Genomic DNA, 23783 nt, shown 5'->3' on the forward strand with positions numbered 1-23783 from the left:
GCGCCGATTCATGAGGTTACTGGGTCCCCGCTTTCGCGGGGAAGACAACCGAGAGGGGGCGAGTTCGTGCCAGGAACGATGAAAGCTCCGTCTTAGATCACTTTCGGGCCAGACACTCAGGATGAGGCCTATATGGGGGGTGAAAAAGACTTCACCCCATTTTCTGCGTCATCCCGAGGAGGGCCAAAGGCCCGTCTCGAAGGATCGGCCAAAGGCACCAGACCCACTCTTTTTCTCAGCCGTCCCGCTCAACCCGCAGCTTCTTCAGCTGGTAAAGCGCCTCCAGCGCCTCTCTGGGAGTCATGTCGTCCGGGTCGATCTCGTCCAGCGCGTCCGCAAACGGGTCAGGCTCCGCAAAACCGGTGGCGCTGGGCGGCGGTGGGGCGATGCTGGCGAAAAGCGGCAGCTCATCGATCAGGTTTTCAGCCGGAGAGCGCCGGTCCTGTTCCTCCAGCTGGCCGAGCACCTGCTTGGAACGTTCAACCACGGAGGCCGGAAGACCGGCCAGCTTGGCGACCTGAATGCCGTAGGAGCGGTCGGCGGCGCCCGGCACGATCTCGTGCAGGAAGATCACCTCGCCGTTCCACTCCTTCACCGACACGGTCGCGTTTGAAAGACGTTCGAGCTTGGCCGAAAGGGCGGTCAGCTCATGGTAATGGGTGGCAAAGAGGGCCCGTGAACGGTTGACCTCATGCAGATGTTCGATGGTGGCCCAGGCGATCGACAGACCGTCAAACGTCGCGGTGCCGCGACCGATTTCATCGAGGATCACCAGCGACCGGTCGCCTGCCTGATTGAGGATCGCGGCGGTCTCGACCATTTCCACCATGAAGGTGGAGCGGCCGCGGGCAAGATCATCCGCCGCACCCACACGGGAAAACAGCCTGTCGACCACGCCAATATGGGCCGAGGCCGCCGGGACGAAGGCGCCCATCTGAGCCAGCACGGCTATGAGTGCGTTCTGGCGCAGGAAGGTCGACTTACCGGCCATGTTCGGACCGGTGATCAGCCAGATGTGACCGATATCCTCATCGGCTTCAGGACCGAGATCGGCGTCATTGGCAACGAAGCTTTCGCCACCGGCTTTTTTCAGGGCCCGTTCGACCACCGGATGGCGGCCACCCTTGATGTCGAAGGCACGGCTGTCATCCACGGTTGGGCGAACATATCCCTCTTCCTGGGCCAGCTTTGCCAGGGCCGCGGACACATCGAGGATACCAAGGCCCTGGGCGGCGGATTTGATCGCTTCGCCGGCGTCGATGATCGCCTGGGCCAGCCGGTCGAAAATCTCCAGTTCAATCGCAAGAGACCGTTCGCCGGCGCTGGCAATCTTGGATTCCAGGTCGGCCAGTTCGGTTGTGGTGAAGCGCATGGCGCCCGCCATGGTCTGGCGGTGAATGAACCGGCCCGGATCGGCCGTCAGTTTCTCCGTCTGGGCCGTCGGCGCCTCGATGAACCAGCCCAGCACGTTGTTGTGCTTGATCTTCAGGGATCTGACACCGAGCTCTTCGGAATAGTCGGCCTGAAGCTTGGCGATCACCTTGCGGCTTTCATCACGCAAGGCGCGGAGTTCGTCGAGGTCTGCGTTGAAGTCGGAGGAAATGAAGCCGCCGTCCCGTTTCAGAAGCGGCGGTTCCTCCTTGATCGCGGCCACCAGTTCAGCGCCCAGTTCATGAGGCGCCTGCTCCAGGCTGGCGCGGGCCGCGGCGATTTCTGCCGGAATCTCGACAGGACTGGAGGCCGTCTGGTCCAGCACGCTTCGCGCGGCTTCCAGCCCTTGCGCAATCGACAGGATATCCCGGGGGCCGCCGCGATTGAGCGCAATACGTGACAGGGCGCGGGCCATGTCCGGTGCGCCTTTCAGCGTCTGACGCAGGCTTTCGCGCATGATCTCGTTGTCGAGAAAGAAGGCAACGGAATCATGCCGGTGCTGAATGGCGTCGACATTGATGAGCGGACCGGCCAGGCGGCTGGCCAGAAGCCGGGATCCACCACCGGTCACGGTTCGGTCGATGGTCGCCAGAAGAGAGCCCTGCTTTTCACCGGACAGTGTTCGGGAAAGCTCGAGATTGGCGCGTGTCGCCGGATCGATCAGCATGCGTCCGGCACCGGCCTCGCGCACCGGCGGGTCGAGCGGCGGCCGTTCGCCAAGCTGTGTCTTTTCGATATAGGACAGGATGCCGGCAGCGGCGGACAGTTCCGCCCGGCTGAACGTGCCGAAGCCGTCGAGCGTTTTCACACCGAAGTAATGCGCAAGCCGGTCGGTCGCAGTGGAACTGTCGAAAAAGGCGCGTGGCACCGGCGACAGGGCCCCGCCGGCCTGTTCGGCCAAAAGCCGCAATTCGTTTTCCTGCAACAGGTTGTCCGCCAGGATCAGCTCCTTCGGGCTGACCTGGGCAAGATCCGCAGCAAGGCGCTGGTGATCGGTTTCGGCAACCTGGAACGTGCCGGTGGACATTTCGATCCAGGCAAGGCCATACACCGCATCGCCCTGCAGGGAGCCGCCCTTCAGCCGGGTGAGCGCCATCAGGTAGTTGTTGCTGGAGGCATCCAGTAGCCGTTCTTCGGTCAACGTACCCGGCGTGACAAGGCGGATCACTTCGCGGCGAACGACGGATTTCGAACCGCGTTTCTTGGCCTCGGCCGGATCTTCGGTCTGTTCGCAGACCGAGACCCGGTGTCCCTTGGCGATCAGCTTCTGCAGATAGTCGTCTGCGGCATGGACGGGCACACCGCACATCGGAATGTCGTCACCCTGGTGTTTGCCGCGTTTGGTCAGCGTGATGCCGAGCGCCGCGGAGGCAATCTCCGCGTCCTCGAAGAACAGCTCGTAAAAGTCGCCCATCCGGTAGAACAGCAGACTGTCCGGATTGGCGGCCTTGATCTCGAGGAATTGGGCCATCATCGGCGTGACTTTGGCATCCGCCGGGGCCAGTTTCTGTGCGCTCTGTCCACTCATAGGAGAGTACTAGCAAACTGTGCGCGCCATTCCACCAAGGGGCTAGGCCATCTTGGCTTGAGGCTTCATTTTGCAGGGGATAAGGTCAGGCTCCCGCCCAGGGGTCAGCTTCGACCGGACCCTTAGAAAAGAGCGACCAAAAGGAAACGCCTGCGTCATGCCCTCCGATAAATCCGCCAAGTCAAATATCAGCTTTACAGATCAGGAAGCCCTGCAGTTTCACCAGGAGGGCCGTCCCGGCAAACTGGAAATTGCACCGACCAAGCCGATGGCGACCCAGCGTGACCTGTCGCTGGCCTATTCGCCGGGCGTGGCCGTGCCGGTGCTCGCGATCGCGGATGACGCCAGCCGCGCCTATGACTACACCACCAAGGGCAACATGGTGGCCGTGATTTCCAACGGCTCCGCCATTCTGGGTCTCGGCAATCTGGGAGCGCTCGCCTCCAAGCCGGTGATGGAGGGCAAGTCCGTGCTCTTCAAGCGGTTTGCCGATGTAGACAGTATCGACCTGGAGGTCGACACCCAGGATGTCGAGGAGTTCATCAACTCGGTGCGCTATCTCGGGCCATCCTTTGGCGGGATCAATCTGGAGGACATCAAGGCACCGGACTGTTTCATCATCGAGCAGCGCTTGCGGGAACTGATGGACATTCCGGTGTTCCACGACGATCAGCACGGCACGGCAATCATCGCCGCGGCCGGTCTGATCAACGCGCTTCACATGACCGGGCGCGACATGAAAGACACCAAGGTGGTCTGCAACGGCGCGGGTGCGGCCGGCATTGCCTGTATCGAACTGGTCAAGGCGATGGGCATCCCGCACGAGAATGTCACGCTCTGCGACACCAAGGGTGTGATCTACAAGGGCCGTGCAGAAGGCATGAACCAGTGGAAATCCGCCCATGCCATCGAGACCAAGGCCCGCTCCCTTTATGACGCGCTGAAGGGTGCGGACGTCTTTTTCGGCGTTTCGGTCAAGGGGGCTCTGACGGCGGACATGCTGAAGGCCATGGCGCCGAACCCGATCATTTTCGCCATGGCCAACCCGGATCCGGAAATCACGCCAGAAGACGCCCATGCCGTGCGCGATGACGCCATCGTCGCCACCGGCCGGTCGGACTACCCGAACCAGGTCAACAACGTGCTCGGTTTTCCCTATATCTTCCGCGGTGCCCTGGACGTGCAGGCGACAACGATCAATGACGACATGAAGGTCGCCTGTGCGAGGGCTCTGGCTGAACTGGCGCGCGAGGAAGTGCCGGACGAGGTTGCCGCCGCCTACCGGGGCAACCGGCCGAAATTCGGACCGGAATACATCATCCCGGTGCCGTTCGATCCGCGCCTGATTTCTGCCATTCCGCCTGCGGTCGCGCAGGCCGCAATGGATTCTGGTGTGGCCCGTCGTCCGATCGTTGATATGGAGGCCTATCGGCACCAGCTTTCGGCACGGCGTGACCCGGTTGCCGGCACCTTGCAGCGGATCTTCTCCAAGGTGCGCCAGCAGCCGAAACGCGTGGTCTTTGCCGAGGGCGAGGAAGAACCGGTGATCCGCGCCGCCGCAAGCTTCGTGTCGCAAGGCCTGGGGGAAGCGATCCTGATCGGCCGCGAAGACGAGATCCGGAACATGGCCGAGCAGGCTGGTGTTGATATCAGCAAGGCCGGCCTTTCCATCCAGAACGCACGCCTGTCTGATCGCAACAACGATTATGCGCAATATCTTTATGGCCGCATGCAGCGCCGGGGCTACCTGCTGCGCGATTGTCAACGCATGGTCAACAACGACCGTAACTACTGGGGCGCGATCATGGTCGCCCGCGGCGATGCGGATGCCATGGTCACCGGCGTGACCCGGAACTACTCCGTCGCGCTCGACACGGTGAAGGCGACCATCGATCCGAAGCCGGGCCACCGTGTGATCGGCGTGTCGCTGGCGTTGGCAAGGGGCCGCACGGTCCTGATTGCGGATACGGCCGTGATCGACATGCCGACATCGGAGGAACTGGCGGATATTGCGGAAGAGGCGGCACATGTTGCCCGCAAACTTGGTTATGAGCCGCGCGTTGCCATGCTGGCCTATTCCACCTTCGGCCATCCGAAGGGCGAACGCTCCGAAAAGGTCATCGAAGCGGTCAAGATCCTCGACCGGCGCCGGGTCGATTTCGAATATGACGGCGAAATGGCTGCCGATGTCGCGCTCAATCCCGAGCGGATGAGCTCTTATCCGTTCTGCCGCCTGTCCGGGCCCGCCAATGTTCTGGTCATGCCGGCGTTCCACTCTGCTTCCATCTCCACCAAGATGCTGCAGGAGCTGGGTGGTGCGACGGTGATCGGCCCGCTTCTGGTCGGCTTCGACAAACCGATCCAGATTGTGCCGCTCGGTGCAAAGGACAGCGACATCGTCAACATGGCGGCAATCGCGGCGTTCAACGTGACTTGAGGTGAGAAAATAGCTGACACCTCGGCTCCCTGATCCCGGATCTCCGCTATGCTGCGTCCGGGATGACGATGGATAGGAAAGTGTAATACTCCTCCATCTTCATCCCGGCAAAGCGCAGCGCGAGCCGAAACCGGGAGCCGAAGGCATGTCGGGTTCTTGCGTAGACAGGGTGGCGCCTCCCCGGTCCCGGATCTCCCGTTGATCGTCCGGGATGACGATGGAAAGGCCTTCGCCCAAGTGGACGACTGCAGCTTTTCTTTTTTGACAAACCACGCGCCACCGGCGATACCTCGAAACCATGTCGGATATTAAGGTCAAAATTTGCGGTCTATCGACCGAGGACACCATGGAAGCCGCGCTGGAGGCCGGTGCGGATATGGTCGGGCTGATGTTTTTCCCGAAAAGCCCGCGCCACGTCACGCTTTCGCAAGCCTGCAAGCTGGCCGACATGGCCCGGGGCAAGGCCGAGATTGTCGCGGTGACCGTCAACATGGATCTGGACGGATTGTCGCGGATCAAGGAACTGGTCAACCCGGACATCATCCAGTTTCACGGCGAAGAAGCCCCGGAATCCCTGGCTGCGGCCAAGGTCATGCACGGCACCAGGGTCATGAAGGCCATGTCGATTTCCGAGAAGGCCGATCTGGAAGCCGCGCAGTACTACGCTATGGTTGCTGACTGGCTGCTGTTTGACGCCAAGCCCCCCAAGGGCTCGGAGCTGCCGGGTGGCAACGGAGTGTCTTATGACTGGCGGATCCTGAAGGATATTGACCTGAAGAAACCCTTCATGCTTTCCGGAGGACTGGACCCGGACAATGTTGCAGAGGCCATCCGGCTGAGCGGCGTGACGGCGGTGGATGTGTCTTCCGGCGTCGAGCGGGAGAAGGGCGTCAAGGACAGTGATCTCATTCGCGCTTTTCTGGCCGCGGCCAAGGGCGTCAAGGTTCCCGGCTGAGTGACCGGATTTCAAGGAGTTTACGCGTGAACGATATGGCCAACAGCATCCGGACCGGACCGGACGATCGCGGACATTTCGGCATTTTCGGTGGCCGATACGTGGCCGAGACCCTGATGCCGCTGATCCTCGATCTGGAGCAGCACTACAAGGACGCCAAGAACGATCCGGCTTTCCACGCTGAAGTCGAGACGCTGAACAAGCATTATACCGGCCGGCCTTCGCCGCTCTATTTTGCCGAGCGCCTGACGCAGGAACTCGGTGGCGCGAAGATTTATTTCAAGCGCGACGAGCTGAACCACACGGGATCGCACAAGATCAACAACTGCCTTGGGCAGATCCTGTTGGCCAAGCGCATGGGCAAGACCCGCATCATCGCGGAAACCGGCGCCGGTCAGCATGGTGTGGCGACCGCCACGGTCTGCGCCCGCTTCGGTCTTCCCTGCGTTGTCTATATGGGCAAGACCGATGTGGAGCGGCAGAAGCCGAACGTCTTCCGCATGAAGCTGCTCGGGGCGGAGATCGTCCCGGTCACGGCGGGTGCCGGCACGCTGAAAGACGCCATGAACGAGGCGCTGCGTGACTGGGTGACCAATGTCGAAGACACCTACTACCTGATCGGCACGGCAGCCGGCCCGCATCCCTATCCGGAAATGGTGCGCGATTTCCAGTCGGTGATCGGCAAGGAACTGCGCGACCAGATGATGGAAGCCGAAGGCCGCCTGCCGGATGCGCTTGTTGCCGCCGTTGGCGGCGGCTCCAATGCCATCGGCCTGTTCCATCCGTTCCTCGACGACAAGGACGTCAAGATCTACGGCGTTGAAGCCGGCGGTCACGGCCTGGAAGGCGAAGAGCACTGCGCGTCTCTGACCGCCGGCAAGCCGGGCGTTCTGCATGGCAACCGCACCTACCTGCTTCAGGATGATGACGGTCAGATCCTGGAAGGCCATTCGATTTCTGCCGGCCTCGATTATCCGGGCATCGGTCCGGAGCATTCGTGGCTGAAGGAAATCGGCCGCGTTGACTACGTGCCGATCATGGACACCGAAGCGCTGGACGCCTTTCAGATGCTGACCCGTGTTGAAGGCATCATTCCAGCGCTTGAGCCGTCACATGCGCTCGCTCATGTGGTCAAGCTCGCCCCGCAGATGGACAAGGACCAGATCATTGTCATGAACCTGTGTGGCCGGGGCGACAAGGACGTCTTTGCCGTTGGCCAGATGCTCGGTTTCGATCTCTGAAGTCTGAGCCGCTGTGAGAACAGTAAGCCGCGTACCGGTTGGTATGCGGCTTTTTCTTTGAAGTGCTGGTCATAGGCGCCGTCAAGCCCGCCCGCCTTGTAACGGTCCGGGGCGCCGGGTCATGCTTTACACCAGTTAACCAGCTCTGCAGTTGTGGCGCTGCTGCAATGCGGAATCATGCGTTGTGCATCGCTCTGGAAAGCCTAAATTGTGGGCATTGAATGAATTCGCCGGCGCTGGGGCGCCGGTCCACGGACAAGGAACACGAAAATGGCTTTCGATCTTCTGACCGGTTTCGTCCGTGACATCCGTGCTTCACGCAAGGTTGCCAACGAAATCGCACACCTGAACCACATGAGTGCCGCACAGCTGGCCGATCTTGGCCTTGAGCGCACCGAAATTGCCGGCCACGCCTTTAACAAGCATTTCAAGCGTCGTTAAGGCTGCGCCTGAGCCTGTGTAACTGCAGGCAATGCGTTTTGCAGAACGAGGGCCGCGCGGCCAGACCGCGGGGCCCTTATCTTTTGATGGGCTTTGTGGCCAGCAGCGTTTCCAGCAGTTCCTGTCGGCCGCGGGCATCCAGGTGGTTCGCCTGACGCACCAGCGCCGGATCGCTGTAGGATGATGGGGTATCTGGCTGGGCAGACGGGGCAGGATTTCCGAGTGCCTTGACGCGGCGCCACAGTTTTTCGCCAAAGGGCTCCGGTGCAGGCTCGAACAGAGAATGGGCCAATTACAGCTCCTTTTTCTTAGTTGGCTTCACAGTGTTTTCAATATAAGCGCACAGAGTGCATTTTTCCAACCCCTTACGCTGCGTATTGAACAGATCAGCCATGCAGAAAACGCGGACCTGACCTGCGTGAACCGCTATTGCTGCACTGCAAAAAAATCATAAGTTCCAGCCTTGTTGAGACTTCTGGCGGCGATACGCCGCGATTTTGGTTATTGATATGAGCACCTTGCAGGCCCTTCAGTTGAGCGCGCCGTCGGCAGCGCCCCTCGCCACCGTCCTTCGCGGCACGGGGGGACCCCTTGCGCGCGCGGGCCGTTCCAAATCCATGGGCAGCGAACATATCTACCGTGCGGATTCCGCTCTGCGCGCGATCGGCCTGATCGACTATCCCAGCCGGTAACGCCCGGGTCCGGACATGGCCTCCGGCTTGCGAAACTGCACGAGATAGATTGACACGGCCCGCACTGCCCCCGTACATCGCTGACACGGGAAACGCTGCGGATCCTCCGCCAGACGTGAAAAAGGGTAGCTGTGAATGACGGAAACGCGTATCGACCGCCGTTTTAAAGCCTGTGCGGACGCCGGACGGCCGGCCTTGGTCACCTTTATCACCGCGGGCGATCCGGATCTGGAAACGTCGCAGGCTGTTCTCAACGCGCTTCCGGCCGCCGGTGCCGACGTGATCGAACTGGGCATGCCCTTTTCCGATCCGATGGCGGAAGGCATTCCGATCCAGCTGGGCAACCAGCGCGCGCTGGCAGCCGGCCACACCATGGACAAGACCCTGGACATGGTGCGCAATTTCCGCAAGCAGGATCAGGACACGCCCATCATCCTGATGGGGTATTACAATCCCATCTATGTGCGCGAGCCGAAGAAATTCGTCCAGGTTGCCAAGGAAGCCGGCGTTGACGGCTTCATCATCGTCGACATTCCGGCCGAGGCCGATGACGAGTTGTGCATCCCGGCACTTGAAGCCGGTCTCAATTTCATCCGACTGGCGACCCCGACCACAGATGACAAGCGGCTGCCCGCCGTTCTGGCCAACACATCCGGTTTCGTCTATTACGTCTCGGTCACGGGCATCACCGGCGCCAATATCGCCGACACCGGCCGGGTCACGGCAGCGGTCAACCGCATCAAGGGTCATACCGACCTGCCGGTCGCAGTCGGTTTCGGTGTGAAGACGGCGGACCAGGCGGCCGTGATCGGCAAGGACGCAGACGGCGTCGTCGTCGGGTCGGTTCTGGTCAACGCCATTCGCGACAGCCTCGACGAGGCCGGCAAGGCAACCGACCGCACCGTCCAGGCTGTGGCCGATGTTGTGGCGGATCTTGCCTCCGGTTGCGCAAGAGCGCGCTCGGCCTGAATTGAACTCCTTCCGGCGGAACCCATATCTCCGCCAATGGTAACCTGAGCACCTTGAGTGTTCTTAAAAGACAACGGGACGCGTTTGACGTGAACTGGATCAACTCTATCGTACGCCCCAAGATCCGTGATCTCTGGAAGAAGCGCGAAGTTCCGGAGAATCTCTGGATCAAGTGCCCGGAAACCGGAGAGATGGTGTTTCACCGGGACCTGGAGGCCAATCTCTGGGTCATTCCGAATTCCGGCCACCACATGCGCATGCCGGCGCGCAAGCGTCTGGATGCCCTGTTTGACGGCGGCACCTACGAGAACGTCAAGACCCCGGACGTCCAGGCCGATCCGCACAAGTTCCGCGACTCCAAGCGCTACACTGACCGTCTGAAGGAAGCCCGCAGCAAATCCGGCGAGGAAGAAGCGGTTCTGGTTGCGCAGGGCAAGATCAACGGCATGGATTTCACCGCTGCCGTTCAGAATTTTGATTTCATTGCCGGATCCCTCGGCATGGCGGCCGGTGAAGCGATCCTGGCAGGCATGCTGAAAGCAGTTGAAGACAAGACGCCCTTTGTCATGTTTGCTGCCTCCGGCGGTGCCCGCATGCAGGAAGGTATCCTGTCGCTGATGCAGATGCCGCGCACCACGGTCGGCGTTCAGATGCTGCGCGAGGCGGGGCTTCCCTATGTTGTGGTTCTGACCAACCCGACCACCGGTGGCGTCTCGGCCTCCTACGCCATGCTGGGCGATATTCACATTGCCGAACCGGGAGCGCAGATCGGGTTTGCCGGACGGCGCGTCATCGAACAGACCGTGCGTGAAAAGCTTCCGGACGACTTCCAGACGGCCGAATACCTGCTCGACCACGGCATGATCGACATGGTGGTGCCGCGCCAGCGGATGCGGGACACCCTGTCCCAGATCTGCGGCATTCTGCTGAAGCGGGAAGTCGAACTGCCGCGGCTGGAAGCACCGAAAGAGCCGGACGTTGAAGCCGACGCCGAGGCCAAACCGTCGGAACCGGCTGAGGAGCCTGCCAAGGAAGCGGAACCGGCCAGCTAGGGCGTTCAATCACCTAATTGCGTCGCGAAAGCGGCGTCAGACGACATTTCAGGGCCGCCCGCTTGTTTCGCAGGCGGCCTTCCCGTAAAGGCGTTAGACGCGTTAAACGGAACAAAGGGACCCTTCAGGAGGGCGCCTTGGATCAAGTCACGAAAATTCTGGACCGCCTGCTGGCCCTGCATCCGAAGGAAATCGACCTTTCCCTCGGACGCATGCACCGGTTGCTGACCGCGCTGGGCAATCCCGAGACAAGGTTGCCACCCGTCATTCACGTCGCCGGCACCAACGGCAAGGGCTCGGTAACGGCCACCATGCGGGCCATCCTGGAAGCGTCCGGCAAGCGATGCCACGTCTACACCTCGCCGCACCTTGTTTCCTTCAATGAACGTATCCGGCTGGGGACCGACGGGAACTATGTGTCCGATCCCGTGCTTTACGATGCGCTTCACCGCTGTGAAGACGCCAATGACGGCGCGGAAATCACCTTCTTTGAAATCACCACGGCTGCAGCCCTGCTTCTGTTTGCCGAACATCCGGCCGACATTCTGCTGCTTGAGGTCGGACTTGGCGGACGGCTGGACGCGACCAATGTGATCGATAATCCGTTGGCAACCGTCATCACGCCGGTGTCCATGGATCATGAGAAGTTTCTTGGCGATGACATCGGCACGATTGCCGCGGAGAAAGCCGGGATCATCAAGCCGGGCGTTCCCGTGATCAGTGCAACGCAGGAAAGCGATGCACTGGCCGTCATCACCCGCCAGGCCGCACGCGGCCGGGCACCGCTTCAGGTTTTCGGACAGGATTTTGTGGCCCAGGCCGACCAGGGGCGCCTGGCGTTTCAGGACGAAGACGAACTGATCGATCTGCCGCTGCCGGTGCTTGGCGGTCATCACCAGATCGCCAATGCGGGCCTTGCAATTGCCACCCTCAAGGCGGCCGGTCTTCTTCCCGAAGAAGCTGTTGTCTCGGAAGGCCTCAGAAACGTTGCCTGGCCCGGCCGGCTGCAGCCGATCACCCATGGGGATCTGGTCGGGATGTGCCCGGACGGGTCTGAAATCTGGCTCGACGGTGGCCATAATCCGGGGGCCGGCATTTCCGTGGCCCGCTTCATGGGCGAACAGGAAGAACGCGCACCACGCCCGCTCTACCTGATAGTGGGCATGCTGACGACCAAGGACCCGGTGGGGTTCTTCCGTCCGTTTGAGGGTCTGGCGCGACATGTCGGCACGGTGCCGATTGTTTCGACGGCTACGGGACGGACACCGGAGGACCTCGCGGACCTCGCCCGCTGTGCCGGTCTGGAGGCAACACCGTTTCAATCGCTGGACGCGGCCCTTGCAGATGTGGCAGCTTGTGCCTCAAAGGATGGCGAACCCCCAAGGATCCTGATCTGCGGTTCGCTTTATCTTGCCGGTGAAGTCTTGGCGCGTAGCGGACAGGCGCCCGAGTAGCAACGAGCCGGCATCCGCTCCAAGGAGGCCCGCTTGATCTTGACGTCCCCCAGAACCCCCAATCGCCTGGCAGCTTTCTTGGTCGGCAGCGCGCTTCTGTGCGGCGCCGCGACGGCTTTGACAGAGCAATACGAAACGCCGCCGGAACAGGATCCTGCCAAGGTTCTTGGCGGCAAGCAGCTCGGTCCCGGATACGCGGTTCTGTCGCCGGTCCGAAGCGACGGGTTTCTGCGCATCTATCAGGTTCAGACCGACCTCGGCGTTGAACAGATCGAGGGTGACGGGCTGCTGAAGCAGCGTCTGACGGAATTGAAGGTCCTGGTTGCCCTGGAAGGCCTGAAAAACGACGCCAGTTTTGTTGATGGCCTGAAGCAGGCGGCCATGAAACCGGTCGAATTTGTGGAAAGCACGGTCACCGACCCGGTCGGCACGGCAAAGAGCACGGTCTCGGGCGTCGGCCGCATGTTCAGCCGGATCGGCAAGGGGGTCGAAGCGGCTGTCAGCGGCAAGGGTGGCTCCCCGGCAGACCTTGCCAAGGCAATTACGGGCCAGGCCAAGGCCGAGCGGGAATTGGCCGTTCAGCTGGGCGTTGACCCTTACACTTTCTATAAACCGCTGTCGGACAAGCTCAACGAAACCGCCAGCGTGACAACCGCAGGCAGCTGGACGGTCAGTGCCATCACCAGCCTGCTGCCGGGCGGGATCGTCATCAACGCGGTGCGCCAGGCGGACAATTTCCGTAACCTGATTGTCGACAGCACACCGGCGGAACTGGAAGAGCGCACGGCGGCGGCGTTCCGCAATGCCGGCGTCTCGGAAGCAACCATCTCGAAAATGGCAGCCAATCCCTTCTACACGATCTCCGAGAAGGCGGCGATCGCCTATCAGCTTCAGGCAATGCCCGGCGTGAAGGACCTCGACGTGATCGCCTCCAAGGCCGGTGACGCCGACAGCCGCGACATCGCCTATTTCCAGCTGCGCCGCGTGATCCTTCTGGAGACCTATAATCGCACTGTTTCGGGCCTGGGAGACATCAAGGACGTCTCCGGTTATCCGGTTGCGATCCGCCGGGATGGCATTGCGGCCGTGATCCTGCCGCTCGACATGGTGTCCTGGACCGAAACGGTCGCCCGGACCTTCTCCACCATGCATGAAGGCCTTGCCGGACTGCCCTTCCCGCCCACTGGCGTCGATTTCCTGATCACCGGCGACCTCACCCCCATGGCCGCCGAACGCCTCACCGCCTTCGGCTGGGAGATCACGGGCAACTACCCGATGCCCGAAGGACCGGTGCACTAGAAAGTCCCTCAGTTGTCATCCCCGCGAAGGCGGGGACCCAGTAAACACCGTCGGTGATTACTGGGTCCCGGTCTTGCCGCTTGCGCGTCAAACCGGGATGACAACCAAGAGAGCACTCCTGTTTCCTCAAACACACTCCAGCACCGGTCCGGACAACCCGCTTTCCCAGCCCAGGATGGCCCGCTTGCGGGTGAGACCCCAGTGGTAGCCGCCGAGTTTGCCGCCCTTGGCAAGCACCCGGTGGCAGGGCACGACGAAGGAGATCGGGTTGCGGCCGACCGCGGTTCCGACGGCCCGGGACGCCTTGGGTTTGCCGAGGCAGGCGGCAATGTCTGAATAGGTGGTTGCCGCTCCCATCGGGATTTTCAAGAGCGTCTGCCAGACCCGGATTTCGAAATCCGTGCCGATCATGACGATGTTCAGCGGTTGGTCTTCCTGCCATTTGCCCGGGTCGAACACGCGCTGGGCGTAGTTTGCAGTCGCTTCCTGGTCCTGCGTGAAGCGTGCGGCGGGCCAGCGCTCGCACATGTCCGCAAGGGCGCTCTCCTCTTCGCCCGGATCGGCAAAGCCGAGCCCGGCGAGGCCCTTGTCCGTCGCCATGACCAGCACCTGCCCGAAGGGAGAGGGATGAAAGCCGTAGGCAATGGAGAGCCCGCCGCCGCGATTGCGATAATCGCCCGGTGTCATGGCTTCATGGGTGACAAAGAGATCGTGCAGGCGGCCGGACCCGGAGAGGCCGACCTCGTAGGTCGCATCCAGAACGCTGGCGGAGTCGCGCAGGAGAGCTTTGGCATGGTCCAGGGTGATCGCCTGGAGGAACTGTTTCGGTGTCAGGCCCGCCCAGCGCGAAAACACCCGTTGCAACTGGATCGGCTGCAGGCCGACTTCCCTTGCAAGCTGTTCCAGGCTCGGTTGCTCGCGCCAGTCCTCGGTGATCCGCTTCAGCGTCTGACGGACAACACCATAATTTTCGGCCGCTTCCACGCCGACGGCGATCGGCTTCGGGTCGGATGTCAGGCTGGCAAGGTCTAGGGCTTTGGTCATGGCAGTCTCGTCATGTCGTCTGATGTGATCCGATCTTAGTCGGCGCAGCAGGTCGGCGCGACCCGATTTGCGATCTGTCCGTACGCAAATCCCTCGAGCGTCATCCCGGCCAAGCGAAGCGCGAGCCGGGACCGGGGAGCTAGAGAGCTATCGGGTGATTGATCGCAGACAAGCCTCGGTTCTCCGATCCCGGATCTTCGCTGCGCTGCGTCCGGGATGACGAAAAAGAAGCAATGCCTGAAACTACCCCAGGACGTCCTTGAACTCGCTGGCCGAAGCCGCCGGGCCCTTGCGGGTGTTCAGCAGGAGATTTGTCTCCGTGCCGGTGATGCCCTCGATCAGGCGGATCCGGTTGAGCGCATCGTCAAAGGCGGCGAGATCTCTTGTCGCGATATCCAGCACAAGATCCCACTTGCCATTGGTGGAGTGTATGGCGCGCACCTCGGTCATCGCGCTCAGGCGGCGGATGACCGGGTCGGTATTGTGCCCGTCCACCACCACGAGGGTGACGGCGCGGATCGGCAGATCGCGCCAGTCATCCCGCAAGACGGCGGTGAACCCGAGAATTTCACCGGTTTCGAGAAGTTTCTCCATGCGCGATCGAACGGTGGCCCGCGATACTTTCAAGTCACCTGCCAGTTCGGACACCGACCTGCGCCCGTCATGGCGCAGAAGCGAGACCAGTCTCAGATCCAGATCGTCCATTTTATCACTTTGCTCACTTTGACTTATCAAAGTGATAAATTTGACTGAACATTTGATCAAGTGTCCTGATTTACTCCGCCGCGACGTTTTAGCACAGTCCCGGAAAGCGAATTCGGGCGGAGAAACTCGTGAACGTCGTCAAGAAACAGATCGTCCTGGTCGGCGCGCCGGTGGATGAAGGCGCAGGCCAGCGTGGCTGCCTGATGGGGCCGGATGCCTATCGGACAGCAGGCCTTGCCGAAACACTGGAGGCGCTGGGCCATACCGTCGTTGACCACGGTAACCTGCAGCCCGCGGATGTTGGCAAGCTGACGCCGCCGAACCCGGTTCTGAAGAACTACCCGGCCTATGTGGCCTGGACGCGATCTCTGCACGACAAGGCAGCTGAACTCGGCGAAGCGCCGGTGGTTCCGGTCTATCTGGGTGGTGACCATGCCATGGCGGCTGGCACCGTTTCCGGTCAGGCGCGGGCTGCGGCGGCGCAGAACCGGCCGCTATTCGTGCTGTGGCTCGACGCCCATTCGGACTTCCACACCTTCGACAGTACGGACAGTGGCAACCTGCACGGCACCCCGCTTGCGTTTCTGTGCGGCCTGCCGGGCTTTGACGACATGCTTGGCGCTCCGTTCGAGCACACCCTCAAGCCGGAAAATGTCGAGATCCTCGGTGTGCGTTCCATTGACGATGAAGAGCGCAAGCTGTTGCTCGACCATGGCGTCGGCGTCAGCGACATGCGCCGCATTGACGAGGAAGGCATCCACAACCTGTTGCGGCCGTTCCTGGAGCGGGTGCGCGCCGAGAATGGCCTGCTGCATGTCAGCCTCGATGTCGATTTCCTCGATCCCGGCATTGCACCGGCCGTCGGCACGACCGTGCCGGGCGGGGCGTCCTTCCGCGAGGCCCACCTGGTCATGGAAATGCTCCACGACAGCGGCCTTGTCACCTCGCTCGATCTCGTCGAGCTCAACCCTTTCCTGGACGAACGCGGAAAAACCGCGCGTCTCATGGTCGACCTGACCGGCAGCCTGTTCGGCCGCCGGGTCTTCGACCGCCCGACCAGAAGTTTTTAAAGGACCGGACCATGACAAAAAGCCCCATCAACCTCGCTCCGTCCGATCTGGCCTATGTGCCCTTTGTCAGCGTCGACAACATGATGCGCAATGTGCGTGCCGTGGGTGTCGAGACCGTCATGCGTGGCATTGCCGATTATATCGAAGAGGACTTCCTGCGCTGGGAAAGCTTCGACAAGATCCCGCGCATTCCGGCGCATGCGCCCCAGGGTGTGATCGAACTGATGCCGACCAGCGACGGCAAGACCTTCGGCTTCAAATATGTCAACGGCCATCCGGGCAACACCCGCGAGGGCATGCAGACCGTGACCGGTTTTGGCGTTCTTTCCGATCTGACCACCGGATATCCGCTGCTCCTGACCGAGATGACCATCCTGACGGCCCTGCGCACGGCCGCCAATTCCGCACTGGCCGCGAAATATCTGGCGCCGAAAGGCTCGACCACCATGGCGGTGATCGGCAATGGCGCCCAGTCCGATTTCCAGTGCCTGGCCTTCAAGGACCAACTCGGCATCACCGAAATCCGCGCCTATGACGTCGAGCCGGAAGCCAGCATTCGCCTGGCGCGCAACCTGGCCGGTTCCGGTATCAATGTGACAATCTGCAAGACGCCGGAAGATGCGATTGAAGGCGCACAGATCATCACGACAGCGACGGCCGACAAGAAACTGGCCACGATTCTGACCGACAACATGGTCGGCTCGGGCGTGCACATCAACGCCGTTGGCGGCGACTGCCCGGGCAAGACCGAGCTGCACAAGGACATCCTGCTGCGTTCCGACATCTTCGTCGAATTCCCGGAGCAGACCCGCATTGAAGGCGAATGCCAGCAGCTCGCAGACGACCATCCGGTGATCGAGCTCTGGCAGGTCTATGCCGGCAAGGCGGCCGGCCGGACCTCCGAGAACCAGATCACGCTGTTCGACAGCGTCGGCTTTGCCATCGAAGACTTTGCCGCTCTGCGGTATGTGCACGACATGCTGCCAGGCACCGGCCATTTCGAGAAACTCGACCTGCTCGCCGACCCGGACGACCCCCGTGATCTCTATGGCATGCTGCTGCGCTCCGGCGCCAATGGCGACAATCAGGCCGCGTGACCTTTCAGAAAAATCACGTGATTGTAGCAACCTTGACCACCGCTCCGGCGGTGGTTTCTTTTTGTCGGGCAGCCTTTCGCCGGTCGACCAAATCAGTGTTAACTGACGGCGTTTTCGGAAGGGAATGAATACTCAAGGGGTTGGGACATGATTTTCAGACGGGCCGTTCTGGCAGGCGCTCTTGTCCTGGGTGCCACGGGAGCCCAGGCGAAAGACCAGTATTATGACTACAAGGACTGGACTGTCCTGGTTGTCACGGTCGACACCGGAGAGGATCTGCGGATCACCTGCTCCATGTGGACAGGCGGCGACGGCGAGCCGACCGTCGGTTTCACGATCTCCAATGGAGACGCGCTGCCACCAGATGTGTTTCCGAATGTTCAATTGAACGAGCGCGCGATCCGGGGCCACGCGACAGTTCTGAAAAACGGCGAGACCGTCAATTTCATCTTCGATGACGGCGACAGCGCCACCGCGACTGTCCATGCCGATTTCGATCAGGAAGGCTTTGCCTATGCGCAGACCGACTTTCCGTTCGAGGACAATCAGCGGGTGTTGCAGGCGATGCAGCGCAACGGCCAGATCGATATCGTCGGGCCGAGCGGGCTGGTCTATTCAGCGTCTTTAAGCGGGTTCACTGCATCCTACCGCAAGGTGGCCGAACAATGCGGTTTTCCGGTCAGTGGAGTCATAGACTGAACGCATATTGTGTAGGGTTAGGGTTGGAGGGCAGACGCGCGGCATGACATCTGACTGGATGTCAGGCCGCTGACTCTGTGCCCTGCAACGCTTCCTCGATCTCAGCCACCACCGCATCGGCTGCAGCACCCGGATCTGCTGCCTGGCTGATCGGGCGGCCGACCACCAGATAGTCGCTGCCGGCTTCAATGGCATCCTTCGGCGTCATCACGCGGCGCTGGTCACCAGCTGCGCTGCCGGCAGGCCGGATACCTGGGGTGACGATCACCAGCTCATCGCCGAGGATCTCGCGCATCCTGGTGGCTTCCGTCGCCGCGCAGACAATACCGCCCATGCCGGCCGCGCGGGCGTCCCGAGCCCGCTCGGCAACCACATCGGCGACAGGCCCGCGATAGCCTGCATCGACAAGGTCCTGCTCGTCCATGGACGTCAGCACGGTCACACCCAGCAGGCAGAGATCCGGATTGCCCTCGGCCAGAAGCCCTTTTACCGCCGCCCGCATGGTTTTCGGATAGGCATGCAGCGTCATGAAGGTCATGCCCATCTTGGCAACGTTCCGGACCGCCTTTTCAATCGTGTTGTCGATATCGTGCAGCTTGACGTCGAGAAAGATCTTCTTGCCGTCGCTGGCGAGGTCGCGCGCGAATTCCAGTCCACCGGCAAATTGCAGTTCCATGCCGATCTTGTAGACCCCGACCTTGCCTTCCGTCTGCTTCACCAGCCTTTCCGCGTCAGCAACCGTGGGCACATCCACGGGCAGCATGAGGCGGTCGAGGGCGGTCTTGGGGGCGAACGGGCTCGTCGGCATGGATTTCAGATCCTTCAATTTTCAGCTGGGCGCCCCGTCCATACCACCAAGACGCGACTCGCGCCAGATTTTGCCGCGTTGGTCAGTTTTTTCCCGATTTTTCGAAGTCCGCGAAGGCGTCCTTGTAGTCCGGATGCCAGCGGCTGAGCGGAGGCCGGTTCTTGATGATGTCGCCGATCGCCCATTCTGCCCGGCGTTTGTCGCGGGTGCTGTCGACGTCATTGTCGGGACAGAGCACGTAGAAGTCTCCTGCCGACATCCGCTCGATGAAGTAGTCGACCGTCTGTTCGCTGGTCCAGGCAGAAGCCGGTTTTTCCGGAATGAACTTCTGGATCATGCCGGTATAGGTGAAGCCGGGCACGAAGAGGTGCACGGACATCGGTGCGCCGGCTTCGCGCAGCTCGTGGGCCAGCTGCTCGCTCAGCACTTTGACGGCTGTCTTGCTGGCATTGTAGCCGGGGTTGCCCGGCGGCGTGGTAATGCCCTGCTTGGAGCCGGTATTGATGATCACCGCCGGACGGTTTGCCTCTATCATCCGCGGCGTGAAGGCCTGAACACCCCTGAGGACCCCAAAGAAGTTGATGTCCATCAGCCGGGCCCAGTTGTCCATCTCGCTCCAGGCCTTTGTCGGCAGGCTGATCCCGGCATTGTTCATCAGAACGGCAACAGGACCCGCCGCGAACGCCCTGTCGGCGAGCGCTGCGACCTGATCCATGTCGGAGACATCGGTCGGGATGGCGAGGACGGTTGCCTCTGCGTTTGCAGCAGCACGAATGGTCTCGGTCGCCGTTTCAAGGGCTTCGCCTGGCAGGTCAGCCAGGACCACGCCAAGGCCGGCTTCGGCAAACCGCGTTGCGGCGACAAGACCAACACCGCTGGCGGCGCCGGTCACGACGGCAAGACCACCTTCTGCAACAGCTTTCTGGAACATGCTTGTCTCCTAAGGTTGGCGCATTTTCTGAAAACGACGCCTCACAACACCACCTCATCCTGAGGAGGATCGCAAGATCCGTCTCGAAGGATGGGCCGCTTGCGCCAGGAGTTTGCAGCCCGTCCTTCGAGACGTGCCAAGGGTCCTCCTCAGGATGAGGGGGAATATGTGGACGCACCCTGGCAAGGTGCTGTAGCGCGGCCTTGAAGACGCGCTTCCTGGCCAAACCGTACCGCTGCGTTGCGAAGTCGCTATTTTCTTAGCCGTGTCAGGCTGCTACAACACCGCCGGTTCTTCCAATCTTAAGGACATCAGCTTATGCGCACTGCGAGTGTATCGCGCGACACCAAGGAAACCCGCATCGCGGTCGAGATCAACCTGGACGGCACGGGCGCCTATGACGTGCAGACCGGCGTCGGGTTTTTCGACCATATGCTGGAGCAGCTTGCGCGACATTCGCTGATCGACATCAAGGTACGCGCCGAAGGCGACACCCATATCGACTTTCACCATACCGTCGAGGACACGGGCATCGCCCTGGGCCAGGCAATCTCTGGTGCCTTGGGCGACATGGCCGGCATCACGCGGTATGCCGATACCCATCTGGCGATGGACGAGGCGCTGACCCGCTGTGCACTGGATGTTTCCGGCCGCCCGTTCCTGGTCTGGGACGTGACCTTCGACCGGGACAAGGTCGGCGACTTCGATACGGAGCTCTTCGAGGAGTTTTTCCGCGCCTTTGCAATGAATGCCGGGATCACCCTTCATATCGCCAATTTGTATGGCTCCAATTGCCATCATATTGCCGAGACCTGTTTCAAGGCGGTCGCGCGCACCCTGCGCAAGGCCGTGGAGATCGATCCGCGCCAGGCGGACCGGGTGCCCACCACCAAGGGCCAGCTCGGCGGATAGGTGAGTTTGAGACCATGAGCACCTATGTCGTCATGGCGCCGCCCGAATTTGACGATCTGGCGGGCGACCCGAACCAGACGGACCGGCTGGAATTTGTTCCCGACGGCTTTTCCGCGCTGGCTTTCCTGTTTTCCATCATCTGGCTGCTTGTGCACCGGATGTGGCTGGTGCTGCTCGGTTATCTCGCCGTGACGCTGGCGGTCGAGCTGCTGGCGCTTGCCGTCAGCCAGGAGGCGATGGGCGTGATCGCGCTTACGATCGCGTTCCTGTTTGCCTTCGAGGCACAGGCGCTGCGCCGCTGGTCGCTGGAGCGCAAGGGCTGGCGTGTGGTCGGTATCATCGATGCCGTCAACAAGGCGGAAGCCGAACTTCGTTTTCTTCACAAGGCCGCGGACCAGATGTCCCCGGCAAGACTTCGCCAAGACCGCGAGGCACCCGCCCGCCCGCCGATCGTCCCAAGGGTCGGCAGTGAGCAGGTGGTCGGCCTGACGCTCGGTCCGGAGACCCGTCAATGACAATAGCCATTATCGACTACGGCTCGGGCAATCTGCGCTCGGCCGAAAAGGCGTTCGAGCGCGCGGCCCGCGCTCACGCGCATGTTCCGGATGTCATCGTCACGTCGGACCCGGAGCGGGTTCTGAAAGCGGACCGGATCGTGCTGCCCGGCGTTGGTGCCTTTGCCGACTGCAAGCGGGGCCTCTGGGCCGTTGAAGGCATGCCGGAAGCGCTGGAAGAAACCGTCCGGAAACAGGGCAAACCGTTCTTCGGCATCTGCGTCGGCATGCAGCTGATGGCCTCGCGCGGGCTGGAATTCGAGATCGTTGACGGCCTTGGCTGGATTGACGGTGACGTCTCGGAGATGAAACCGTCGGACCCGGCGCTCAAGATCCCGCATATGGGCTGGAACACCATCGACGTGCGCGCTGAAAGCCATCCGGTTTTCGCCGGGATCGAGACCGGCCCGGACGGACTGCATGCCTATTTTGTGCATTCCTTCCACTTTGCCTGCGCCAACGACGCCGACCGGCTTGCAACATTCGACTATGCCGGAACGTTTACGGCGATGGTCGCAAAGGACAACATGATCGGCACCCAGTTTCACCCGGAAAAAAGCCAGCGGCTCGGTCTGGAGCTGATCGCGAATTTCCTGGACTGGGCACCATAATCAAACGGGAGGATTTCATGAGCAAAGGCTATTGGATTGCGCGCGTCGATGTACGCGATCCGGACGGATATCCGGCCTATGTCGAAACGGCGAAACCGGCATTTGAGCGTTTCGGCGCCAATTTCCTGGCCCGCGGCGGCAAGACCAACGCCATCGAGGGGGCCGGCCGGGCCCGTAACGTGGTGATCGAGTTTCCGAGCTACCAGCATGCGGTCGATTGCTACAATTCGCCCGAATATCAGGAGGCGGTCAAAATCCGCCAGAAAGTTGCCGATGGCGAGATCGTCATCGTGGAAGGAATGTAAGACGTCATGATCCTTTTTCCTGCCATCGATCTGAAGGATGGCCAGTGTGTGCGCCTGAAACTGGGCGACATGGACCAGGCGACCGTCTTCAACGACGATCCCGGCGCCCAGGCAAAAGCCTTTGAAGACCAGGGCTTTGAATGGCTGCATGTGGTTGATCTCAACGGTGCCTTTGCCGGTGAAAGCGTCAATGGGGCAGCCGTTGATGCCATCTTGTCGGCGACAGCGAACCCGGTGCAGCTTGGCGGCGGCATCCGCACACTGGAGCATATCGAGACCTGGCTGGAAAAAGGCATTTCGCGGGTGATCCTCGGCACGGTGGCCGTGCGTGATCCGGAGCTGGTCAAAGAGGCTTGCAAAAAATTCCCGGGCAAGGTCGCCGTCGGCATTGACGCCAAGGGCGGCTATGTTGCGGTGGAAGGCTGGGCGGAAACGTCTGAGCTCACCGCGATTGATCTTGCAAAACAGTTTGAGGATGCCGGGGTTTCGGCGATCATCTATACCGACATCGACCGCGACGGCGTGTTGAAGGGCCTGAACATTCCCTCCACACTTGAACTCGCACGATCGGTCTCCATTCCGGTGATCGCCTCGGGCGGCCTGGCCTCGATCGATGACATCCACCGGCTGCTGGAGCCGGATTGCGCCATTCTGGAAGGCGCCATTTCCGGCCGGGCACTCTATGATGGACGCCTCGATCCGGCAGAAGCCATGGATCTGATCCAGGCAGCACGAAGGAAAGCCTCATGACCCTCAAGGCCCGTGTCATTCCCTGCCTCGACGTCAAGGACGGCCGTGTCGTCAAGGGGGTCAACTTTGTTGATCTCGTCGATGCCGGCGATCCGGTGGAAGCGGCCAAGGCCTATGATGCGGCCGGGGCGGATGAGCTCTGCTTTCTCGACATCACCGCCAGCCATGAGGGCCGGGACACGATCTATGATGTTGTCCGCCGGACTGCCGAAGCCTGCTTCATGCCGGTCACCGTCGGCGGTGGCGTGCGCACCGTGGAAGACATCCGCAAGCTGCTGATTGCGGGCGCCGACAAGGTCTCGATCAACACCGCGGCCGTCAAGAACCCGGATTTCGTGCGCGAGGCAGCCGAAAAGTTCGGCGCCCAGTGCATTGTCGTCTCGATTGACGCCAAACAGGTCAACCAGCCGGGCGAGCCAGAAAAATTCGAGATCTTCACCCATGGCGGCCGCAATCCGACCGGCATCGATGCCATTGAATTTGCCAGGAAGGTCGTAGAGCTTGGCGCGGGCGAGCTGCTGGTGACCTCCATGGACCGGGACGGAACAAAGGCCGGCTACAACATTGCGCTGACCCGGGCAATTGCCGATGCGGTGCCGGTGCCGGTGATTGCCTCCGGTGGGGTCGGCACTCTGGATCACATGGTCGAAGGCGTGCGCGACGGCCACGCAACGGCCGTTCTGGCGGCCTCCATCTTCCACTTTGGCGAATACACCATCCACGAAGCCAAACAGCACATGAGCGACGCCGGCGTGCCGATGCGTCTTGACGCCTGACCAATACTTTCGGGTGACGTAA

Annotated in this window: 24 protein-coding genes; 18 read left to right on the forward strand and 6 right to left on the reverse strand. The window is 61.4% G+C overall.

The annotated features are described in order from the left end of the window. Window positions 1-235 precede the first annotated feature (235 nt). Window positions 236-2959 carry a DNA mismatch repair protein MutS gene (mutS, locus tag CHH27_RS19650; protein ID WP_094073092.1) on the reverse strand — a complete coding sequence of 908 codons (2724 nt, stop codon included), beginning with the start codon at window positions 2957-2959 and terminating at the stop codon, window positions 236-238. A 157-nt stretch (window positions 2960-3116) separates the two neighbouring features. Between mutS and CHH27_RS19655 the strand changes: the two genes are divergently transcribed. The 4 genes from CHH27_RS19655 (at window position 3117) to CHH27_RS19670 (ending at window position 8033) form a co-directional block, all read left to right on the forward strand. After that, window positions 3117-5396 carry an NADP-dependent malic enzyme gene (locus CHH27_RS19655; RefSeq protein WP_094073093.1) on the forward strand — a complete coding sequence of 760 codons (2280 nt, stop codon included), beginning with the start codon at window positions 3117-3119 and terminating at the stop codon, window positions 5394-5396. 298 nt (window positions 5397-5694) lie between these two features. After that, a complete protein-coding gene (locus CHH27_RS19660; RefSeq protein ID WP_094073094.1) occupies window positions 5695-6351 on the forward strand; it encodes a phosphoribosylanthranilate isomerase in 657 nt (218 codons plus the stop codon). 35 nt (window positions 6352-6386) lie between these two features. After that, window positions 6387-7592, forward strand: coding sequence for a tryptophan synthase subunit beta (gene trpB, locus CHH27_RS19665; protein WP_094073095.1), 1206 nt, complete (start codon window positions 6387-6389; stop codon window positions 7590-7592). 270 nt (window positions 7593-7862) lie between these two features. Then, window positions 7863-8033: a DUF1127 domain-containing protein gene (locus tag CHH27_RS19670; protein WP_094073096.1), complete on the forward strand. Its 171-nt coding sequence runs from the start codon at window positions 7863-7865 to the stop codon at window positions 8031-8033. Between the two features lie 76 nt (window positions 8034-8109). Here CHH27_RS19670 and CHH27_RS19675 read toward each other — a convergent pair whose 3' ends face one another. Beyond that, a complete protein-coding gene (locus CHH27_RS19675) occupies window positions 8110-8325 on the reverse strand; it encodes a hypothetical protein (protein ID WP_094073097.1) in 216 nt (71 codons plus the stop codon). 217 nt (window positions 8326-8542) lie between these two features. Here CHH27_RS19675 and CHH27_RS19680 point away from each other — a divergent pair, with 217 nt between their 5' ends. The 5 genes from CHH27_RS19680 to CHH27_RS19700 all read left to right on the forward strand — a co-directional run bounded on the left by CHH27_RS19680 (window position 8543) and on the right by CHH27_RS19700 (window position 13499). Beyond that, a complete protein-coding gene (locus CHH27_RS19680) occupies window positions 8543-8725 on the forward strand; it encodes a hypothetical protein (protein ID WP_094073098.1) in 183 nt (60 codons plus the stop codon). 135 nt (window positions 8726-8860) lie between these two features. Next, on the forward strand, window positions 8861-9694 hold the full coding sequence (gene trpA, locus CHH27_RS19685; protein ID WP_094073099.1) for a tryptophan synthase subunit alpha: 834 nt from the start codon (window positions 8861-8863) through the stop codon (window positions 9692-9694). An 89-nt stretch (window positions 9695-9783) separates the two neighbouring features. After that, window positions 9784-10746 (forward strand): acetyl-CoA carboxylase, carboxyltransferase subunit beta, encoded by a 963-nt coding sequence (accD, locus tag CHH27_RS19690; RefSeq protein WP_094073100.1) that lies wholly within the window; start codon window positions 9784-9786, stop codon window positions 10744-10746. 137 nt (window positions 10747-10883) lie between these two features. Further along, entirely contained in the window at window positions 10884-12200 is a 1317-nt protein-coding gene (locus CHH27_RS19695) for a folylpolyglutamate synthase/dihydrofolate synthase family protein (RefSeq protein ID WP_094073101.1), read from the forward strand. A gap of 33 nt (window positions 12201-12233) precedes the next feature. Next, on the forward strand, window positions 12234-13499 hold the full coding sequence (locus CHH27_RS19700; protein WP_208988296.1) for a hypothetical protein: 1266 nt from the start codon (window positions 12234-12236) through the stop codon (window positions 13497-13499). 126 nt (window positions 13500-13625) lie between these two features. On the opposite strand, the gene CHH27_RS19705 is transcribed toward CHH27_RS19700, so the two are convergent. Together CHH27_RS19705 and CHH27_RS19710 are read right to left on the reverse strand one after the other, a co-directional pair. Beyond that, a complete protein-coding gene (locus CHH27_RS19705) occupies window positions 13626-14543 on the reverse strand; it encodes a bifunctional helix-turn-helix domain-containing protein/methylated-DNA--[protein]-cysteine S-methyltransferase (protein ID WP_094073103.1) in 918 nt (305 codons plus the stop codon). A 243-nt stretch (window positions 14544-14786) separates the two neighbouring features. After that, window positions 14787-15248, reverse strand: coding sequence for an Lrp/AsnC family transcriptional regulator (locus CHH27_RS19710; RefSeq protein ID WP_094073104.1), 462 nt, complete (start codon window positions 15246-15248; stop codon window positions 14787-14789). Window positions 15249-15451: 203 nt separating this feature from the next. Here CHH27_RS19710 and rocF point away from each other — a divergent pair, with 203 nt between their 5' ends. The 3 genes from rocF to CHH27_RS19725 all read left to right on the forward strand — a co-directional run bounded on the left by rocF (window position 15452) and on the right by CHH27_RS19725 (window position 18114). Further along, entirely contained in the window at window positions 15452-16318 is an 867-nt protein-coding gene (gene rocF, locus CHH27_RS19715) for an arginase (RefSeq protein WP_247646309.1), read from the forward strand. An 11-nt stretch (window positions 16319-16329) separates the two neighbouring features. Further along, window positions 16330-17415, forward strand: coding sequence for an ornithine cyclodeaminase (locus CHH27_RS19720; RefSeq protein WP_094073106.1), 1086 nt, complete (start codon window positions 16330-16332; stop codon window positions 17413-17415). A 147-nt stretch (window positions 17416-17562) separates the two neighbouring features. Continuing rightward, window positions 17563-18114: a hypothetical protein gene (locus tag CHH27_RS19725; RefSeq protein WP_094073107.1), complete on the forward strand. Its 552-nt coding sequence runs from the start codon at window positions 17563-17565 to the stop codon at window positions 18112-18114. 61 nt (window positions 18115-18175) lie between these two features. On the opposite strand, the gene pyrF is transcribed toward CHH27_RS19725, so the two are convergent. Both pyrF and CHH27_RS19735 read right to left on the reverse strand, forming a co-directional pair. Beyond that, on the reverse strand, window positions 18176-18922 hold the full coding sequence (pyrF, locus tag CHH27_RS19730) for an orotidine-5'-phosphate decarboxylase (protein ID WP_094074882.1): 747 nt from the start codon (window positions 18920-18922) through the stop codon (window positions 18176-18178). Between the two features lie 82 nt (window positions 18923-19004). Further along, entirely contained in the window at window positions 19005-19853 is an 849-nt protein-coding gene (locus tag CHH27_RS19735) for an SDR family oxidoreductase (RefSeq protein ID WP_094073108.1), read from the reverse strand. Between the two features lie 318 nt (window positions 19854-20171). Here CHH27_RS19735 and hisB point away from each other — a divergent pair, with 318 nt between their 5' ends. From hisB to hisF, 6 genes are read left to right on the forward strand one after another with little or no spacing between them, the layout of a single operon-like run. Further along, window positions 20172-20765: an imidazoleglycerol-phosphate dehydratase HisB gene (hisB, locus tag CHH27_RS19740; RefSeq protein ID WP_094073109.1), complete on the forward strand. Its 594-nt coding sequence runs from the start codon at window positions 20172-20174 to the stop codon at window positions 20763-20765. Between the two features lie 14 nt (window positions 20766-20779). Next, window positions 20780-21280 (forward strand): DUF2628 domain-containing protein, encoded by a 501-nt coding sequence (locus CHH27_RS19745; protein ID WP_094073110.1) that lies wholly within the window; start codon window positions 20780-20782, stop codon window positions 21278-21280. Then, on the forward strand, window positions 21277-21930 hold the full coding sequence (gene hisH, locus CHH27_RS19750; protein ID WP_094073111.1) for an imidazole glycerol phosphate synthase subunit HisH: 654 nt from the start codon (window positions 21277-21279) through the stop codon (window positions 21928-21930). The genes CHH27_RS19745 and hisH overlap by 4 nt, the downstream gene beginning before the upstream one ends. Before the next feature lie 17 nt (window positions 21931-21947). Continuing rightward, the gene (locus CHH27_RS19755; RefSeq protein WP_094073112.1) at window positions 21948-22235 is read left to right on the forward strand and encodes a DUF1330 domain-containing protein; all 288 of its coding nucleotides are present in this window, start codon (window positions 21948-21950) and stop codon (window positions 22233-22235) included. A 6-nt stretch (window positions 22236-22241) separates the two neighbouring features. Next, complete coding sequence (gene hisA / locus CHH27_RS19760) at window positions 22242-22985, forward strand: 1-(5-phosphoribosyl)-5-[(5-phosphoribosylamino)methylideneamino]imidazole-4-carboxamide isomerase (protein ID WP_094073113.1); 744 nt, start codon at window positions 22242-22244, stop codon at window positions 22983-22985. Beyond that, a complete protein-coding gene (gene hisF, locus CHH27_RS19765) occupies window positions 22982-23761 on the forward strand; it encodes an imidazole glycerol phosphate synthase subunit HisF (RefSeq protein ID WP_094073114.1) in 780 nt (259 codons plus the stop codon). Before hisA ends, hisF begins: the two co-directional genes overlap by 4 nt. Window positions 23762-23783 lie beyond the last annotated feature (22 nt).

It is taken from the genome of Labrenzia sp. VG12 (assembly GCF_002237595.1).
Taxonomy (GTDB): domain Bacteria; phylum Pseudomonadota; class Alphaproteobacteria; order Rhizobiales; family Stappiaceae; genus Roseibium.

Coding starts and splice junctions, on each gene's coding strand:
- mutS (WP_094073092.1), bottom strand. CDS start 2,959: ATGAGTGGACAGAGCGCACAGAAACTGGCCCCGGCGGATGCCAAAGTC.
- CHH27_RS19655 (WP_094073093.1), top strand. CDS start 3,117: ATGCCCTCCGATAAATCCGCCAAGTCAAATATCAGCTTTACAGATCAG.
- CHH27_RS19660 (WP_094073094.1), top strand. CDS start 5,695: ATGTCGGATATTAAGGTCAAAATTTGCGGTCTATCGACCGAGGACACC.
- trpB (WP_094073095.1), top strand. CDS start 6,387: ATGGCCAACAGCATCCGGACCGGACCGGACGATCGCGGACATTTCGGC.
- CHH27_RS19670 (WP_094073096.1), top strand. CDS start 7,863: ATGGCTTTCGATCTTCTGACCGGTTTCGTCCGTGACATCCGTGCTTCA.
- CHH27_RS19680 (WP_094073098.1), top strand. CDS start 8,543: ATGAGCACCTTGCAGGCCCTTCAGTTGAGCGCGCCGTCGGCAGCGCCC.
- trpA (WP_094073099.1), top strand. CDS start 8,861: ATGACGGAAACGCGTATCGACCGCCGTTTTAAAGCCTGTGCGGACGCC.
- CHH27_RS19705 (WP_094073103.1), bottom strand. CDS start 14,543: ATGACCAAAGCCCTAGACCTTGCCAGCCTGACATCCGACCCGAAGCCG.
- CHH27_RS19710 (WP_094073104.1), bottom strand. CDS start 15,248: ATGGACGATCTGGATCTGAGACTGGTCTCGCTTCTGCGCCATGACGGG.
- rocF (WP_247646309.1), top strand. CDS start 15,452: ATGGGGCCGGATGCCTATCGGACAGCAGGCCTTGCCGAAACACTGGAG.
- CHH27_RS19720 (WP_094073106.1), top strand. CDS start 16,330: ATGACAAAAAGCCCCATCAACCTCGCTCCGTCCGATCTGGCCTATGTG.
- CHH27_RS19725 (WP_094073107.1), top strand. CDS start 17,563: ATGATTTTCAGACGGGCCGTTCTGGCAGGCGCTCTTGTCCTGGGTGCC.
- pyrF (WP_094074882.1), bottom strand. CDS start 18,922: ATGCCGACGAGCCCGTTCGCCCCCAAGACCGCCCTCGACCGCCTCATG.
- CHH27_RS19735 (WP_094073108.1), bottom strand. CDS start 19,853: ATGTTCCAGAAAGCTGTTGCAGAAGGTGGTCTTGCCGTCGTGACCGGC.
- hisB (WP_094073109.1), top strand. CDS start 20,172: ATGCGCACTGCGAGTGTATCGCGCGACACCAAGGAAACCCGCATCGCG.
- CHH27_RS19745 (WP_094073110.1), top strand. CDS start 20,780: ATGAGCACCTATGTCGTCATGGCGCCGCCCGAATTTGACGATCTGGCG.
- hisH (WP_094073111.1), top strand. CDS start 21,277: ATGACAATAGCCATTATCGACTACGGCTCGGGCAATCTGCGCTCGGCC.
- CHH27_RS19755 (WP_094073112.1), top strand. CDS start 21,948: ATGAGCAAAGGCTATTGGATTGCGCGCGTCGATGTACGCGATCCGGAC.
- hisA (WP_094073113.1), top strand. CDS start 22,242: ATGATCCTTTTTCCTGCCATCGATCTGAAGGATGGCCAGTGTGTGCGC.
- hisF (WP_094073114.1), top strand. CDS start 22,982: ATGACCCTCAAGGCCCGTGTCATTCCCTGCCTCGACGTCAAGGACGGC.